The sequence below is a fragment of the Enterobacter sp. MALB-1 genome, assembly GCF_041021625.1.
Taxonomy (GTDB): Bacteria; Pseudomonadota; Gammaproteobacteria; order Enterobacterales; family Enterobacteriaceae; genus Enterobacter; species Enterobacter oligotrophicus.
Genome location: NZ_JBDPJL010000001.1, coordinates 4,129,047 through 4,145,203 on the forward strand (window position 1 = coordinate 4,129,047; position 16,157 = coordinate 4,145,203).

The following is a 16,157-nucleotide window of genomic DNA, read 5'->3' on the forward strand; positions in this document are numbered from 1 at the left end:
GGTTACTCCATGGTCTGCTCGGCAAACAGCTGCACCTGAATTTCACCCTCTTCTGCCAGCTGGCGCACCGTGGCCATGATCTCTTTACGCACATGGTCAACGCGGCTGACCGGCACAGGCCCCAGACGCGTAGTGGTGGATTGCAGCAGGGTGACCTGGCGTTTTGGCATAACGTTGAAAATGGCCTGGCGCAGCACCGGCTCGGTGCCTTTGAGCGCAATCGCCCACTCTTCAATGGCAATTTCTTCTATCAGGCGCTGCAGGGTGGCAGGCGTCTGGCGGCTGAGGATGAAGAACTCGTACATTTCCTGTTCCAGCTCATCCACTACGTCAGCATCACGCTCACGCAGTTGTTCCAGCAACTGCTGCTGGTTGCCCGGAATACGGTTAACGATGTTGGCGGCGTGCTTAATACCGATCACTTTCGAGCCATGCTCGGAGAGCACCGCCACACCGCGCTCAATCAGCCTGTCCAGCTCGTCAATGACGTCACGGTTGACGTCATCCAGACGTGCGATACGCCAGACGATTTCGTCCTGACGCTCCTGCGAGAGCGCACTGAGCACGCCCGCCGCCACGTCCGGCGGCAGAAACGCCAGAAATACCGCCTGAAGCTGAAGGTGCTCCTGCTCAATCAGCGCTGCCAGTTGCGGGACATCCACCCACTGCAGACGTGCCATACGGTGACGAATTTCATCGCCGTAGATACCGTTAATTACGCTGCTGGCAATTTCGCCCCCCAGCGCTTTCTCCAGAATGCCGCGCAGGTAGCTGCGTGACGCACCGTTGATCCCGCTCTGCTCGCGGTAATCATCGAAGAAGTTATTCATCGCGTGGCGGGCGTGGTCGACCTTCACGCCATGCAGACGCGCCATGGTGTCGCTCAGCAGGATCACCTCATCGCGGTTCATCTTCTGCATCACTTTTGCCGCCGCTTCTTCACCGACGCTGAGCAACAGAATGGCGGCCTGTTCCAGTCGGCTGCGCCCTGTTTTTACGCTACCTTTACTGCTATTGCTTACTGTCAGTTCGCTCATTGCTGTTGATCCATTGTTTCAATACTTCGGCCATACGTTCAGTTTCGTTTTCCGCCAGCATTTGCAGGTATTCCACCTTAGTTTCCAGGCCAGAACTTTGCGGTGGCAGTTCCCCATCCTGATTGAAGGCTGGCCCTGGCAGCCCCGACAGACCCGCTTCAGTCGTCACCATGTTATTTTCGATAGCCTCGGTCTGAGCGGAGCCCTCTATTGCGGCAAGCTCCGCCGGTTCACGACGGCCATAGCGCTGTGCCAGTGGACGCAGACCGAACAGCAGCGTGAGTAAAATCAACATGCCGATCCCGCCGTTCTGCCCCCAGTACTGAATATTCGGGTCTTGCCACCACTTCAGTTCCGGCATGCCATCTACGGTTTTTTCCACGAAGGCCAGCCTGTCCAGGGTAAGCGAATCGCCGCGCGACTTTTCAATGCCTGCGGCATCTTCCACCAGCCTTGTCAGTGCCGTCAGTTGCTCTGGCGTCATGCTGGCAAGCGCAGGCGCAGCCTGGTTTAACGCCACCGCCACGCGCAGTTTCTCGAGCTTGTAACCCGGATGGCGGATATGACGAATATCGCGGTCGAAGGCGTACTTACGCTGCTCCTGGCTGCGGCTGGAGAGGGAACTCGGTGTGCTGGTTTGCGTTTGAGTCTGTGCGGCCTGTTGATTCGCGGCCATCGGTGGCGTAACCGGTGCTGCAGGCTGGTTAACCGGACGGTTGCTCAGTGAACCCGGTATCCCGATAGCCAGTTCATTGGTGGTGTTTTCCCGCGAGATGTTCTCATCGCTGATTTGCGGCTCTTTGCCCAGGCGCTCCTGCGTCTCTTCCACACTGCTCATGTCGACGCTGGGCGTCACGCTGATACGGAAGTTATCGCTGCCAAACAGCGGGGTTAACAGACCGGCAATATTGTTGATGGTTTCGTTTTTGATACGTTCGATCACATCGCGGCCCTGGCGAATGTTCGCCATGTTGCTGCTGCCCTGCTGACCGTTTTCTGACAGCAAATTCCCGGCCTGATCCACCACCCGCACGCTGGCGGCCTGCATGCCAGGCACGCTCCCGGCAACCAGTTGTACAATTGCCGCAACCTGCTGCTCATCCAGATGTTTGCCATAACGCAGTTGAAGCATCACCGACGCGCTGCTTTGCGGTTTGTTGGTCATCACAAAGGAGCTGGCCTCGCTCAGCCCCAGATGGACGCGCGCGTTCTCAACCGGATCAAGCGCCATAATGCTGCGGGCCAGCTCGCCTTCAAGGCTGCGCTTGTAGCGAACGTTCTGGACAAACTGGCTGCTGCCCAGCATCTCTTCCTTGTCCATCAGCTCGTAGCCGTCCGGCATCACGGCGGTAATCCCTTTTGCCGCCAGCGCCATACGCGCCCGCGGCAGTTTGTCTTCCGGGATCAGAATTTGCCCGTTGTCCGGGTTAACGCGGTAGGCAATCGATTCGGCCCCCAGCACCTCAACAACCTGCGCCACGGGCAGCTTTTCTTCACTGCCGTACAGCGCAACGTAACCCTGGTTACTGCGCCAGAGCGAAAATACGATGGCCCCGGTCAGCAAAAGGGTGCCTGCCGCAATAAGCCATTGCGGTTTCAGGCGGCCTGCCGGGAGGGGAAATGCAGAAAATGTCTCTTTTAACTTAGTCAGCACGAGGAAACCTTACAGCGGAGTATTCATCACTTCGTCAAGCGCAGTGGTGAGCTTGTTACGCACCTGCATCATGGCGGAAAAGGCCACGCTGGCTTTTTGCGATTCAATCATGGCCCCGGCCAGATCGTCGCTCTGACCCAGCTCAATGGCCTTTTGTTTTGCTCCTGCGGCGTGCTGCAGGCCATCAACATTGTCGATGGCATTATTCAGGACCTGCGAGAAGGAGAGTTCATGTGCGCCCGTGACGCCGGATAAGGTCGCCCCCGGCGCGATAAAAGCGGAGTGGCTCAGCGCACCTGAAGAGGCCACCGCAGCCGTGGTATGCATTCGGTCCAGCATAGCCTGCTGGCTGGCTGACATACCGATAGCGTTAATTTTGTCCATGTCGTTAGTCTCTTGCGTGCGTTATGAGTAGCATTCGATATCGATACCTTCCTCGCGCATTGCGGCGAGTCGGTAACGTAAAGCACGCGGCGTGATACCCAGGAAAGCGGCCGTTTTGGACTTATTGCCGTTATGGCGCTTAAGTAATTCGATGATGTACTGGTACTCTGCCATCCGGCCATGCAGTTTAACGTTGCCAATGGCGGACGGAGCCGTCTGCGGTTCACGGTAGGCAGGCATCAACTCAACAGCCGAAACGGGGCTCAGCGACGCAGGAACGGGCAAACCAAAGTCGTTTGCAGTGATCACTTCGCCGTTGCTCAGAATCATCCCGCGCTGAATGACATTCTCCAGTTCGCGGACGTTACCCGGCCAGTCATAGGCCAGCAGCGCATGGCGGGCTTCGTCGCTTAAGCGAATATTGCCTTTGTGAAAGGCTTTATATTTGGCGATAAAACGCAATGCCATCGGGATAATGTCCAGGCGGCGTTCGCGCAGCGGGGTAATATGAATGGGAACAACCGAAATACGGTAAAACAGATCCTGACGAAAACGCCCTTCCGCAATTTCCTGCTGCAAATCTTTATTGGTGGAGGCAACCAGACGAATATCCAGTGGGATTTTTTTATGGCTCCCCAAACGCTCAACTTCCTGCTCCTGTAACACGCGCAATAATTTTGCCTGAAGCGCGAGTGGCATATCACCGATTTCATCCAGCAGCAACGTTCCGCCGTTTGCCTGTTCAAATTTCCCGGCAACGCCTGTTACCGCACCGGTAAATGCGCCTTTTTCGTAGCCGAATAAAATCGCTTCCAGCATACTTTCAGGAATGGCGGCACAGTTCACACCCACATACGGTGCATCAGCACCTAATGCATTTTCATGGATGTAACGTGAAACGCACTCTTTACCTGTCCCCGTCTCGCCTGTAATAAGTACCGATACATTATATTTGGCAACACGGCGTGCTAATGAAAATACATTTACGCTTTCAGGCGCACTGGCAACAAATCCATTTTCATTACGGACTTCATGTTCAATAACAATACTCATAACAACTCACCAACATTTAAGATAATTGTTAGCCTGAAGCGCATACGGGCCTGCTACGCCATTGTTGGCGCATTATTAAAAGGCAAGTATTCGATATGGACAAAATGAATTAACCGAATGCGTAAACACTACGGAAACTCATGACTTTTGCGCATTATAACGGCAGGTTAGGAATTGTCTTGTTTTTAATGGGTATTAAAATCTTAATTCATATATTTCAATAGGTTAGAGGAAATATTAATGATGATTAATCGTCCCAAAATAACGAATTAATAATCTTTACCGTCTTGATTATAACCTATAAACAGCGTCTAATTCATATCCCTAATAAAGCCCTCCATGCCAGGGTCGTTATGAAGCGGTAAACCGGCGCATTTACAAAGCGACACGGTTAAACAAAACTTAAATATTTTTCTGCCGATAAGCAAATCCCTGAAAGAGTTAACCTTCTGCGCTTATGGCTAACGTTATGCGGAAACCCTATGTCAGTTGCTCCACAGAGAATCAGAATCTACCAACGTCAGGCGCTCCCCGATATGGTAAAGCTCGATGTGAGCAAACTTGGCCGCCCGTGGCATAAGCTGCCAAAATTGATGAATGACAGCTTCGATATCTTCGATGCCCGTTTGAGCATTTATTTCCTGAAAAAACTTCGCGTCAACGTTGCCTTAAAATCGATGAGCTTTGCTATCGATCAGAACTATAAAAACACGCAGCTGTTTTCAACGCCGTTCGGGTCCATTGCATTTAATATTGACCGTACATTGTTATTACAAATTCTTCATGACTATTACGGGCTGGGTAAAGAGAGCCGTAATAAATCTCTGGATATTCATCAGCCGATCACAAAAACAGAAGACAGGCTGAAAAATAAAATCGGTCTGGATCTGACGCGCCTCCTGATTGACGAAGCGATCTTCGGCCAGAATATAGAGATTAAAAGCGACAACACCACCGTGATTAATCAGTGGTCATGGTGCGTGACGTTCACGCTGGAAGGGTATGAGGAAGGCAGCTTCACGCTGCTGTTTGATAACGCCCACGTGGACCAAATGCTGGCCACGTTGCGCTCACCTGAAACAGAACAGCAGGCGGGCCGTCAGGCAGCACCGACCCCGTCGCAAATCGAACGCCTGTTTTACAGCATGCCGCTGAAGTTCAGCGGGCATGTTGCCAGCCTCAATTTGACGGTTTCCCAACTGGCGAAAATCAAGCCTGGCGACATTATTCCCGTAAACATTAATGAAAGCGTTCCGGTGTATATCGGAAAAGAACAGATTTTTGACGCCAAAATCGCAGAAGATCGCGGCAAGTTATTACTCTGTGAATTTAATGACAGAACCATTGAGAAGCATTATGAGTGATCAGCAACAAGACCTGAGCCAGTCCCTGGATTTTGGCGACCTGAATCTCGGAGAGATGCCGCGCGAAGAGACCGTGGAGGGCAATATTCGTCTGGATCTCCAGGCAGAACCGGAAACGTCGTCCGGCATTGACGATCTGCGCAAAATGGCGCTGTTTAGCCGCATTCCGGTCACGCTGACGCTGGAAGTCGCCTCCGTTGACGTGTCGCTGGCCGACCTCCTGACCGTAGGCCACGACTCGGTGATTGAACTGGATAAAATGGCGGGCGAGCCCCTGGACATCAAGGTGAACGGCATTCTGTTTGGTAAAGCCGAAGCCGTGGTGCTGAACGATAAGTACGGCCTGCGTATTCTGGAGTTCAACAGCAAAGAGCTGGGCGAGCTGACACCATGATCGCGCGTTTTCGCATCGCACTGCCCTGGCTACTGCTGGGCGGTTTGCTCTTTTCCCCGCAACTGCTGGCTGCCAATGGCGACATTACGCTGTTCAGCTCAGCAACCACCGACGGCGGCCAGGATTATAACGTCAAGATTGAAATCCTGATCCTGATGACCCTGCTGGGTCTGCTGCCGGTGATGCTAATGATGATGACCTGCTTTACGCGCTTCATTATCGTGCTGGCGATCCTGCGCCAGGCGCTCGGTCTGCAACAAAGCCCGCCCAATAAAATACTTACCGGGATCGCGCTGGCGCTTACGCTGCTGGTGATGCGCCCGGTATGGACCACCGTTTATCAGGACGCCATCGTGCCGTTTCAGAATGACGAAATCACCATGAAACAGGCGTTTGGTAAGGCCGAAGTGCCGCTGAAAAACTTTATGCTGGCGCAAACCAGCAATAAAGCGATGTCGCAAATGATGACGATTGCGGGCGTGACGGGCGATCCGAAAGAGCAGGATTTAACCGTCGTCACGCCTGCCTACCTGCTGAGCGAGCTGAAAACGGCTTTCCAGATCGGCTTTATGATTTACATCCCTTTCCTGGTCATTGACCTGATTGTCGCCAGTATTTTGATGGCAATGGGGATGATGATGCTTTCGCCGCTGATTGTCTCGCTGCCGTTCAAGCTGATGCTGTTTGTGCTGTGTGACGGCTGGACGCTCATCGTCGGTACACTCACTTCAAGCGTGCAGGGGCTATAGCTGTGGTCACAATGGATATCGCCGGGGACATCATGGCGACCGGCATTAAACTGGTGCTGGTTATCTCTGCTGTCGCGATTGTACCCAGCCTGATTGTCGGCCTGTGCGTCAGTATCTTCCAGGCCACAACGCAAATTAACGAACAGACCCTGAGCTTTCTGCCTCGCCTTCTGGTGACGCTGGCGGTCCTGATTATTGGCGGTAAATGGATGCTGACCCAACTGGTCGACTTCACCGTTAATATTTTTCAGCAGGCGGCGGCACTGGTGGGTTAGCAGGCAATGGGCATCGATATTCATGCGCTGATTAACCCTCTGCTGGCGTTAGTCTTCCCGTTTTTTCGCATCCTGGCGTTTCTGCACTTTTGCCCGGTACTGGACAACCGCGCCTTTAGCCGTCGGATTAAAACCGTGCTCGCCCTGGTGCTGGCCGTCATCATCACGCCGATGCTGCCTGAAAAAGTGTTGCTGAACGAGCTGTTCTCGATGCGCACGCTCCTCCTCACGGGTGAACAACTGCTGTGGGGAATGCTGTTTGGGATGGCGATGCAGCTGGTGTTTGTCGCGCTGCAAACCGCCGGACATATTCTTTCGATGAATATGGGGCTCGGCATGGCAATGATGAACGACCCGGTGAACGGCAGTTCGACCACGGTGATTTCCCAGATGATCTACACCTTTTGTGGGCTGCTCTTTTTCGTGATGGACGGGCATCTGCTGGTGGTGACCATTCTCTACAAGGGCTTTGTCTGGTGGCCCATCGGCCAGGCGATTAACAAACCGACGCTACTGCTTATCGCGCAAAGCCTGGGCTGGATCATGTCCTCCGCAACGCTTATCGCCATCCCGACAACCTTTGTCATGTTGATTGTGCAGGGCGGTTTTGGGTTGCTTAACCGCGTCTCACCCACGCTGAACCTGTTCTCGCTGGGTTTTCCTATCAGCATGCTCTTCGGCCTGCTCTGCATCTCGTTGATGATGAACAATATTCCCGATCACTACCTCAATCTGACCAATGAAATCCTGGCCAGGCTCGAAGCCGTGAGGAGCCACTAATGGCTGCCGGTGGCGATAAAAGCGAAAAACCCACAGCGCAAAAGCTACGCAAAGCGCGCGAAAAGGGGGATTTACCCCGTTCCAAAGACCTCACTATGGCCGTGGGCCTGCTGGCCTCATTCATCACCATGGGTACGTTTTTTCCCTATTACAAACAGCTGGTGGAGGAGTCGTTTACCTCGGTAGGCATGATGGCCGGACGGCTCGACGACAACGGTGCATTAAGCCAGTTTTTGATGCTCAACGTCTGGGTGATTATCCGTTTTATCGCCACGCTGGCACCGATTCCGATCGCCTGCGTTGTGGCAAGCCTGGTCCCCGGCGGCTGGATTTTTACCGTATCAAAGCTGACGCCAGATTTTAAAAAACTCAGCCCGATTAGCGGCGTGAAGCGCATGTTTTCCAGTAGCCACTACGTTGAAGTCGGCAAGATGATGCTCAAGTGCGGCATCATTCTGGCGGTGCTGTACAGCATGGTGCACAGCTCACTGAATCCGCTGCTGCATCTGCAACGCCTTAGCCTGAACCAGGCGATCCACCAGGGCTTTGGCATCCTGCATCACGTGCTGGTTTATTTCATTGCCGTGATTGTCATTTTCGCCCTGCTTGACGTGCCGCTGACCAAATTTATGTTCACCAAAAAAATGCGCATGACCAAGCAAGAGGTGAAAGAGGAGTACAAGAACAACGACGGTAACCCGCAAATCAAGGGACGTATTCGCCAGCTACAACGTCAGATGGCGATGGGGCAAATCAGCCGTACCGTACCCGACGCTGACGTGATTATTACCAACCCCACGCACTATGCGGTGGCGCTGAAATATGACCCGAAAAAAGCCGAAGCGCCTTACATCGTGGCGAAAGGGATGGATGACATTGCACTCTATATTCGCGACGTGGCCCGACACCATCAGATTGAAATTGTGGAGTTTCCTCCGCTGGCGCGCGCGGTCTATCACACCACGCGCGTGAACCAGCAAATTCCCGCGCAGCTTTTCCGCGCCATTGCGCACGTGCTGACTTATGTCATGCAGCTTAAATCCTGGCGTACCGGCCAGCTTGAACAAAAACCCCGCCTGAACAGGCAGATCAACATTCCAAAAGAGGTCTTAAAAGCCGATGGCGAACAGTAAGTTACAGCAGACGCTTGCCATACTCCGTAAAGGGCACGTGGGCGTCCCGATACTGCTTCTTAGCGTACTGGCAATGGTGATGTTGCCATTGTCGCCGCTGATGCTGGATATCTTATTTACCTTCAACATTGTGTTGGCGGTGGTGGTTCTGCTGGTCGCGGTCAATATGCAGCGTCCACTGGATTTTGCCGTCTTCCCGACGCTGTTGCTGATCACCACACTGATGCGCCTGACGCTGAACGTGGCATCCACCCGCGTGGTGTTGCTGCACGGTCATGAAGGCGAAGGCGCGGCGGGTAAGGTGATTGAGGCGTTCGGCCAGGTGGTGATCGGCGGCGATTTCGTCGTCGGCTTCGTGGTCTTTATCATCCTGATGATCATCAACTTTGTGGTGGTCACCAAAGGGGCCGAGCGTATTTCTGAGGTTTCTGCTCGCTTTACGCTGGACGCCCTGCCGGGTAAACAGATGGCGATCGATGCAGACCTCAACGCCGGGCTGATTAACCAGAACCAGGCACGAGACCGCCGCAAAGAGGTGAGCAAAGAGGCCGATTTCTACGGCGCAATGGACGGGGCCTCCAAGTTCGTTCGCGGGGACGCCATCGCCGGTATTATGGTGTTGATCATCAACGTCATCGGCGGGATCTGCATCGGTATTTTCAAATACAATCTTGATGCCAGCCACGCGTTCCAGCAGTACGTGCTGTTGACGATCGGTGATGGTCTGGCCGCACAGATCCCTTCCCTGCTGCTGGCAACCGCAGCCGCAATTATTGTTACCCGCGTCAGCGACGGCGACGACGTTAGCGACGAGATCAAAACGCAGCTGCTGGCGAAGCCCCATGTGCTGTACACCGCCGCGTTCGTCATGTTTATTCTGGCGATTGTACCGGGCATGCCGCACATCGCCTTTCTGTGCTTTACCGCGCTGCTGCTGTTTGCCGCCTGGCGACAGAGTAAAGTGGTTAAACCCGCGGAAGAAGAGACCGATTACGACGCCATCAACGATGCGCTGGCAACGGATACCACGCCCGGTATCAACTGGGAAAGTATTCCGCTGGTGGAGCCCATTGGCCTGAACCTCGGTTACAAGCTGGTCACGCTAATCGATTCGGCCAAAGGCAGCCCGCTTTCACAGCGTATCCGCGGCGTGCGACAGGTGGTTTCAGAGCAGTGTGGCGTACTGTTGCCGGAGATCCGCATCCGGGAAAACTTCCGCCTGAAACCCGCCCAGTATGCGATATACATCAACGGTATCCGAACGTCGCTTGGCGAGGTTTATGCCGATAAGCTGATGGCTATTCCGGGAGCGGAACTGTATGGCGAAATTGATGGCGTGCTGGATACCGATCCCGCTTATGGCATGGCGATCGTCTGGATCGATCCGGAACAAAAAGCCACGGCGTTGAACCTGGGTTATCAGGTGGTGGATTGCGCCAGCGTGGTGGCGACGCACGTGAATAAAATCGCCCGTCAACATCTGCCCGACCTGTTCAATTACGACGATATTACGCATCTGCATGCTCGCCTGGCGCTACAGGCCCCTAAACTGGCGGAAGATTTGACCAACGCGCTGAATTTCAGCCTTCTCCTGCGCGTATATCGTCAGCTGCTGCTGGAGCAGGTTTCCCTGAAAGATATTGTCACTATCGCTTCCACCCTGTTAGAAAGCTCCGCGGTGACCAAAGATCCGATCCTGCTGACGTCAGATGTGCGTTACGCGCTGCGCCGCGCCATCATCCATTCTATCAACGGGGATCGGCAACAGCTGGCGGCTTATACCATCGATAACGCCCTGGAAAACATTCTTCTCGGTGCGCTCAACCAATCCCAGCAGGCGGGGAAAGTGGCGCTGGACAGTTTTGCCGTTGACCCCAACATTTTGACGCAGCTGCAAAACACGATGCCGATCATTCAGGAACAGATGAAAGCGAAAGGCATGCCGCCGTTGCTGCTGGTCACGCCACAGTTAAGGCCGTTAATTTCACGCTATGGCCGTCTGTTTGCCAGCAATCTGCACGTGTTGTCTTATAACGAAGTGCCTGATGACAGTGATTTAACAATTGTGGGAACGCTGGCTTAATTATCTAAAAAACGTAATTTCCATGCGGCCAACGTGCGCGGCATTTTGCGTTGGTCGCGGCCTTCGGTGCTGTAATAGTTCAGCTCTAGGCCACCGCCTTTCACCGGCGAGATCCGGCCTGCCCAGATTTCGCCTTTTGGCGTATACATGATGATGGCCGTTCTGCTGTTCGCAGCGCCCTGTACCCACATAGAGAGCACGCGAGCCCCGATGTTATCGATATCGTTCTGGTAGATATACACGTTCGCGCTGTTGACGAAGTTCTGATAATCATCCCCGACCAGGCTGCGGAATTTTTCATCCATTTCCTGGGTCGGGAAAATTCCCAGCGACAGCAGCGTGGGTTTGGGGCGGGGATCGTCTTCAGAGAGCCTGTAAGCCCCGTCCAGGAACACCCCGGCAGGCATGGATAACCGGCACCCCCAATCGGCGTTGCTGTAGACCTGTAATGAGCCATCTTTTTCAGGGATCAACAGCAGCTTGCAGTTACTGGTTTCAACCATCTTTTCCACAACCAGCATTCCATACAACCGGCGGGCTTCTGCAGTAAACTCATCTTTATTCAGCCCTGCCCAGGCGCGAATATCGAGGGTGACGCTCCACTGGGCATTATGGCTGAACTGGATCACGCCGCCGCTCATGTTTGGTGCCAGCATGTTCCACCATTTGCCTTCCCATTTGAAATCACGGTCAGTGTTGGACAGCGCGCTGATGCCTGCGTAATACGCGCGTTCTATACAGGCATCGGTTGTGCATTTTTCCAGCAGCTTTTCCCAATCGTCGTATTTTTTATTGCTGCCTTCGACGCCTTCGTTCTGAAGGGCCTGATGATAGACAACCGACAGCGTGCTATCCAGCCAGTGCAGGTTGTCATTGTTGCAAATGGTATTTTCGAGGGGCGTAACGGCCCGCTGGCAATTCACCGCGAGCGCGCTGCCACTGAAAAATAACATCAGAAAAAACAGGCTGCTAAAAATGCGACGCGTCATTTTGTTCAACTTTCATGCAAAAGGGCGGCTATTGTGGCGAATGATAACATCTATTGCAATATAAACTCTAAACAATGTCTATATGAATAAATAATGAAAATAAACTGTTAAGTTATCTTCTTATTTTGCCGCGCTTGAATAATGGATGTATTCATAAGGGTAGCATGATAATGAAAATTGATAGCAGCAATCTGACTGTGGCAACGACAACTGCTAATGTTTCGCAGACCGAACCGTCACGGAGTCCATTAGGAACCCGACGTTCCAGCGGGAATATTTGCCCTCAAAGCGGTTACTGGCAAATTGATAACCCTGCGATTAAAAATGTTGTAAATGTTAAAAAAGGGGAAACACTTCCCTGGCAAAATGGTTATCCTGTTAACTGGACGCTCGTAGAGTATGACGTGAGACAGGAATAATTAACATTTACTCGCTCACGGGAAATAGATTTTCCCTTAAAAAGGAAATTCTATTTCCCATTTTATGATCTCCTCTCGATATTTTCCTTTTAATTCGAAAATATCGTGCCATCCCCTGTGACAAAACATTTACACCTCCTCGCATAATCCACTGATTATAAAGACCTTTATCTTTACACCTCTGAATAAAGATCGTTTTGACCAATTAATCCCAAATTATCGATCGGTATTACGTATAGTTTTTAACAACAATTCCGATGATTGATTTTATCGATCGATATTGATCATTCGATCGACTTTGACAATCAAATGGCGAGACGGTAGTATTTATTCAACGTGTTATGTTCCCCTTTGATTTATTTACATCCAGTAAGAAAGACCGCATACCACTGCTTTTAACCATCCCTCAATACGCTGCGCGTTTTATCCGTGCGAGTAATAGCTCTGATTTGGTGTCAGTAGAGATTTCCGGAGTATTCAGTGATCGAAAGTCTAAATTTCAGAAGACCGCTAAACATTTGCTTCTCGGTACTGGCTGTGACATTTGTGCTGGTTGGGCTTCTGACCTTCCATACGCAGTGGACGAAAGCCGTCGAAATATATAAACGGCAAAACCGTCTTTATATCAATAACGTGGCAACCTTCCTTGATAAGTACCTGGCGGGCTATGAAAACAGTGTAAAAGAAATGGCCAGGGTTGCCGCCGATCAGCATAAGTTTGATGGTGATGCCAAAAGCGAGCATACATTAAGAAACTGGATGATCGAGCGCCTGCGTATTATGCCTGATGCAATCTCGATTATTCATGCCGATAACAAGGGGCATTTCACTCGTTTACCCTATGTCGAAGCCGCTTCCAGTTGGGAACCCGGTAAAGAGCCCTGGTTCACCCTCTCCATAGAGAATTCAGACGCTGCACATTTCACGGTGAGCAGAGACCCTTTCGCCAATAAAGAGCGCGTGATAACCCTTTCTCTGCCGGTCATCAATGGCACAGACGGCTCGAACCAGGGCGTGCTGGCACTCAATCTGAACATGGATAAAAGCACGGAGATTTTGAATACCGCCCAGCCGCCCACCAAAAGCAACACCTTTGTAATGACCCGTGGGGGCGAACTGGTTATCAATCCGGGTTACCCGATTGATCCGGCCAAACTTAAAGCTCTCGCGCGTTATGCCCGAGAATTTCGCGGCGATTTTGTCATGGATTCACACTATTACGCCTACCGTTCCATCACGTCTGAATCGTGGCTGGTCATGCATGAGGTGGACGAGAGTGAACTCAACAACCAGGTCTGGAATCAATGTATTGCTATCCTCTGGGGAATACTGTTTACGCTGGTGATGCTGTTTTTCTGCTGGTGGGCTACCCGCTCCGCAATGAACGCCATTTTTATGCGCATAGCCACCAGCATCCGAAACGGGGCGATCAAACCCACTGCCGTCGAAGAACTTATTTTTGAAGAAATTCATAACTCACAGCAGCGGCAGAAAAATATTGCTCATGAAGCACTGACCGACGGGTTAACCGGCCTCAAAAACCGCCGCGCTTTTGATGCTGATGCCGCACAGTGTAACAGCGATCCCCTGGCGTACCTTGCCATGGTTGATATCGATAATTTTAAAAACATTAATGACACCTGGGGCCATGCCGTGGGGGATATTGTGCTAAAAACCGTGGCCGAATTAGGGTTGCGGCTACGTGGGCTGGAGAACATCACCCTCTATCGTTACGGTGGTGAAGAGTTCGCCATCCTGTTTAACGGCATCTCTCAGGAAAAAGCGATAAGTTATCTGGAAAAGTGGCGAATAACCGTTAATACCCGCCATTTCAGGGAGAACGAGCTGAAAGTCTCATTCAGCGCAGGGCTTTGTCAGATGGGGAGAGGCTCGCTGCCTGAAGTGATTGCTCATGCTGATAAGTTTTTATATGAAGCAAAGAAAACGGGCAAAAACAAAATCGTCTCCCGCTAATGCGATCTATTTCTCCCACCCATTTAAGTTGAACAGTCGTTGTGTCGTTTTACGCTGTAGAGTTGTGGCTACGAGGCTGGCATGGAAAAAAGTACACATTTTGTGATGCAGTGTGTCGAAAAAAATAAACTCGATGCGGGTATCGATTTTGTTATTCAACCTATTTTTGATCTCTCACGGTTCGTCTGCATTGGCGGCGAAGTGCTGGTGCGCGGTACTCACCGGCGTCATATTGTTCCTCCCCATTTGTTTATCAATGAGCTGGAGAAGAGCGGCGGGATCGTATCCATGGGCGATTACATTATGGCCCAGGCTTTTGAGTATATTTCCCGTCAGAAACCCGACGTCCGCGACACGCAAATATTTACCTTCAATATCTCCTGGATTCAGCTGCAGGATGGGCGCTTCGCCGCACGGGTACTGGCGTTGCTTGAAAAATATAATCTTACGCCGCGCCAGATTATCTTTGAGATAACCGACGGTAACGCTGCACCGGATGACGAGGTTAGCCTTAATCTCACCAGCCTGCGCGATGCAGGGATGAATCTGGCCTGGGACGGTATAGACTGCATCGCCACGCTGCAGTCGCGGCTGGCGCTGTATATGCCTGATTACGTCAAGCTGGACCGCAGTTGTCTGGCTCCGGGAAACCTTGAACGAACCTACGCTATGCTGGATCACCTGGCGCAGTGGGATATCGACGCCATTATTGAAGGCGTTGAAAACTACACGCACGTTTCCTCAATGCTTCGCCACGGCGTGAAATACGGTCAGGGATTTCTGTTTTCGCGCCCGGTCAGTAAGGAAGCATTTCATCAGCAGTACATGCAGCCAGAACGCGCGTAAGGCGTCCCTGATATGTATCAAAAGCATTTCCTGCGCAAACAGCGATACCGGTTCCTCGCGGCGTTTGCTGCATTCCTGCTGACCCTGGTTGTCACCACTGCGCTGGTCTGGAAAATTCTGGAACTGGGCGCAAGTACCCGTTTCTCGCTGCCTTCGTTGACAGGCGGGGGGATTATTTTACTGTTGTCGACGACTGTCGCTCTTCTCACCTGGCTACTGGCAGCCCGACGGCATTCACTCTATTCACAGCTGGCACATGCCATCAAACTGCATCAGATCCATCCGCATTACCAGCCGCTTATCTGTGCCCAAACCAATACGGTTTCGGGCGCGGAGGTCCTCGCCCGCTGGCATCATAATGAACTGGGTTTTATTCCCCCCGACGTTTTTATTCCTGTAGCAGAAAGTACCGGGCTTATCATGAACCTGACGGACAGCCTGATGGAACAGGTGGTCGATGATTTGCAGCAGGGCATTGTAACCTTGCAGCCTGGCTTTAAGCTCAATCTCAACATCAGTTATACCCACGTTGTGGATAGCCATTTTGAGCTGTTCGTTGATTACTGGGCACCCATTTTTGACGCGCTGGGCATAACGCTGGTTTTTGAGATCACCGAGCGGGAAAATATCGCTATGTGCGATGATATCGTGCAGAAAGTGGCGCATATAAAACGCAGTGGAATCAAAATTGCGCTGGATGATTTTGGCACGGGCTTTTCTAACCTGGCGTTTATATCCAACCTGAATCCCGACAGCATTAAAATTGACCGTATGTTTATCCGTCAGATCTCGAAAGATACCGCCACGCCGTTGATTGACTGCGTGATTGATATGGCCAGGCGGATGAACATTCTGACCACGGCTGAGGGAGTGGAATATGACTACCAGGTCGATTACCTCAAAGCGAATCAAATCGATTGCCTGCAGGGTTATTTTTTCTCTAAGCCGCTCTGTTTTCGTGATTTTGTTGGATTCTTACAGCACTATCGCGCCCAATAAAAAAGCCCCAAAAGGGCTTTTTTA

The 16,157-nt window shown here is 51.9% G+C and carries 16 protein-coding genes; 11 read left to right on the plus strand and 5 right to left on the minus strand.

Going from position 1 to position 16,157, the window contains the following annotated elements:
- Positions 1-2: 2 nt before the first annotated feature.
- The 4 genes from ABGB15_RS19835 to ABGB15_RS19850 are packed head-to-tail and all read right to left on the minus strand — an operon-like array spanning position 3 to position 4,128.
- A complete protein-coding gene (locus ABGB15_RS19835; protein WP_215723574.1) occupies positions 3-1,037 on the minus strand; it encodes a flagellar motor switch protein FliG in 1,035 nt (344 codons plus the stop codon).
- The gene (fliF, locus tag ABGB15_RS19840; RefSeq protein WP_152083068.1) at positions 1,012-2,691 is read right to left on the minus strand and encodes a flagellar basal-body MS-ring/collar protein FliF; all 1,680 of its coding nucleotides are present in this window, start codon (positions 2,689-2,691) and stop codon (positions 1,012-1,014) included. The genes ABGB15_RS19835 and fliF overlap by 26 nt, the downstream gene beginning before the upstream one ends.
- Positions 2,692-2,700: 9 nt before the next feature.
- On the minus strand, positions 2,701-3,075 hold the full coding sequence (gene fliE, locus ABGB15_RS19845) for a flagellar hook-basal body complex protein FliE (protein ID WP_152083067.1): 375 nt from the start codon (positions 3,073-3,075) through the stop codon (positions 2,701-2,703).
- Between the two features lie 21 nt (positions 3,076-3,096).
- Positions 3,097-4,128: a sigma-54-dependent Fis family transcriptional regulator gene (locus ABGB15_RS19850; protein WP_152083066.1), complete on the minus strand. Its 1,032-nt coding sequence runs from the start codon at positions 4,126-4,128 to the stop codon at positions 3,097-3,099.
- A gap of 536 nt (positions 4,129-4,664) precedes the next feature.
- On the opposite strand from ABGB15_RS19850, the gene ABGB15_RS19855 reads away from it, so the two are divergent.
- Genes ABGB15_RS19855 through ABGB15_RS19885 form a run of 7 tightly spaced genes read left to right on the plus strand, consistent with a single transcriptional unit; the run spans position 4,665 to position 10,906 of the window.
- Entirely contained in the window at positions 4,665-5,492 is an 828-nt protein-coding gene (locus ABGB15_RS19855) for a FliM/FliN family flagellar motor switch protein (protein ID WP_225903580.1), read from the plus strand.
- Entirely contained in the window at positions 5,485-5,886 is a 402-nt protein-coding gene (locus ABGB15_RS19860) for a FliM/FliN family flagellar motor switch protein (protein WP_152083064.1), read from the plus strand. Before ABGB15_RS19855 ends, ABGB15_RS19860 begins: the two co-directional genes overlap by 8 nt.
- Positions 5,883-6,635 carry a flagellar type III secretion system pore protein FliP gene (gene fliP, locus ABGB15_RS19865; RefSeq protein WP_215723573.1) on the plus strand — a complete coding sequence of 251 codons (753 nt, stop codon included), beginning with the start codon at positions 5,883-5,885 and terminating at the stop codon, positions 6,633-6,635. The genes ABGB15_RS19860 and fliP overlap by 4 nt, the downstream gene beginning before the upstream one ends.
- Positions 6,636-6,637: 2 nt before the next feature.
- Entirely contained in the window at positions 6,638-6,910 is a 273-nt protein-coding gene (gene fliQ / locus ABGB15_RS19870; protein ID WP_095442794.1) for a flagellar biosynthesis protein FliQ, read from the plus strand.
- Positions 6,911-6,916: 6 nt separating this feature from the next.
- Positions 6,917-7,690 carry a flagellar biosynthetic protein FliR gene (gene fliR, locus ABGB15_RS19875; protein ID WP_215723572.1) on the plus strand — a complete coding sequence of 258 codons (774 nt, stop codon included), beginning with the start codon at positions 6,917-6,919 and terminating at the stop codon, positions 7,688-7,690.
- A complete protein-coding gene (gene flhB, locus ABGB15_RS19880) occupies positions 7,690-8,823 on the plus strand; it encodes a flagellar biosynthesis protein FlhB (protein WP_152083061.1) in 1,134 nt (377 codons plus the stop codon). The genes fliR and flhB overlap by 1 nt, the downstream gene beginning before the upstream one ends.
- Entirely contained in the window at positions 8,810-10,906 is a 2,097-nt protein-coding gene (locus tag ABGB15_RS19885; RefSeq protein ID WP_369064267.1) for a flagellar biosynthesis protein FlhA, read from the plus strand. Before flhB ends, ABGB15_RS19885 begins: the two co-directional genes overlap by 14 nt.
- On the opposite strand, the gene ABGB15_RS19890 is transcribed toward ABGB15_RS19885, so the two are convergent.
- Positions 10,903-11,895, minus strand: coding sequence for a lysozyme inhibitor LprI family protein (locus ABGB15_RS19890; protein WP_152083059.1), 993 nt, complete (start codon positions 11,893-11,895; stop codon positions 10,903-10,905). The genes ABGB15_RS19885 and ABGB15_RS19890 overlap by 4 nt on opposite strands.
- A 170-nt stretch (positions 11,896-12,065) precedes the next feature.
- Here ABGB15_RS19890 and ABGB15_RS19895 point away from each other — a divergent pair, with 170 nt between their 5' ends.
- The 4 genes from ABGB15_RS19895 to ABGB15_RS19910 all read left to right on the plus strand — a co-directional run bounded on the left by ABGB15_RS19895 (position 12,066) and on the right by ABGB15_RS19910 (position 16,133).
- Positions 12,066-12,314: a hypothetical protein gene (locus ABGB15_RS19895; protein ID WP_152083058.1), complete on the plus strand. Its 249-nt coding sequence runs from the start codon at positions 12,066-12,068 to the stop codon at positions 12,312-12,314.
- 480 nt (positions 12,315-12,794) lie between these two features.
- Positions 12,795-14,288, plus strand: a complete 1,494-nt coding sequence (locus tag ABGB15_RS19900; protein WP_215723571.1) for a sensor domain-containing diguanylate cyclase — start codon at positions 12,795-12,797, stop codon at positions 14,286-14,288.
- Positions 14,289-14,369: 81 nt separating this feature from the next.
- Positions 14,370-15,134: an EAL domain-containing protein gene (locus tag ABGB15_RS19905; RefSeq protein ID WP_215723570.1), complete on the plus strand. Its 765-nt coding sequence runs from the start codon at positions 14,370-14,372 to the stop codon at positions 15,132-15,134.
- 12 nt (positions 15,135-15,146) lie between these two features.
- Positions 15,147-16,133, plus strand: a complete 987-nt coding sequence (locus ABGB15_RS19910; RefSeq protein WP_152083055.1) for an EAL domain-containing protein — start codon at positions 15,147-15,149, stop codon at positions 16,131-16,133.
- Positions 16,134-16,157: the final 24 nt, after the last annotated feature.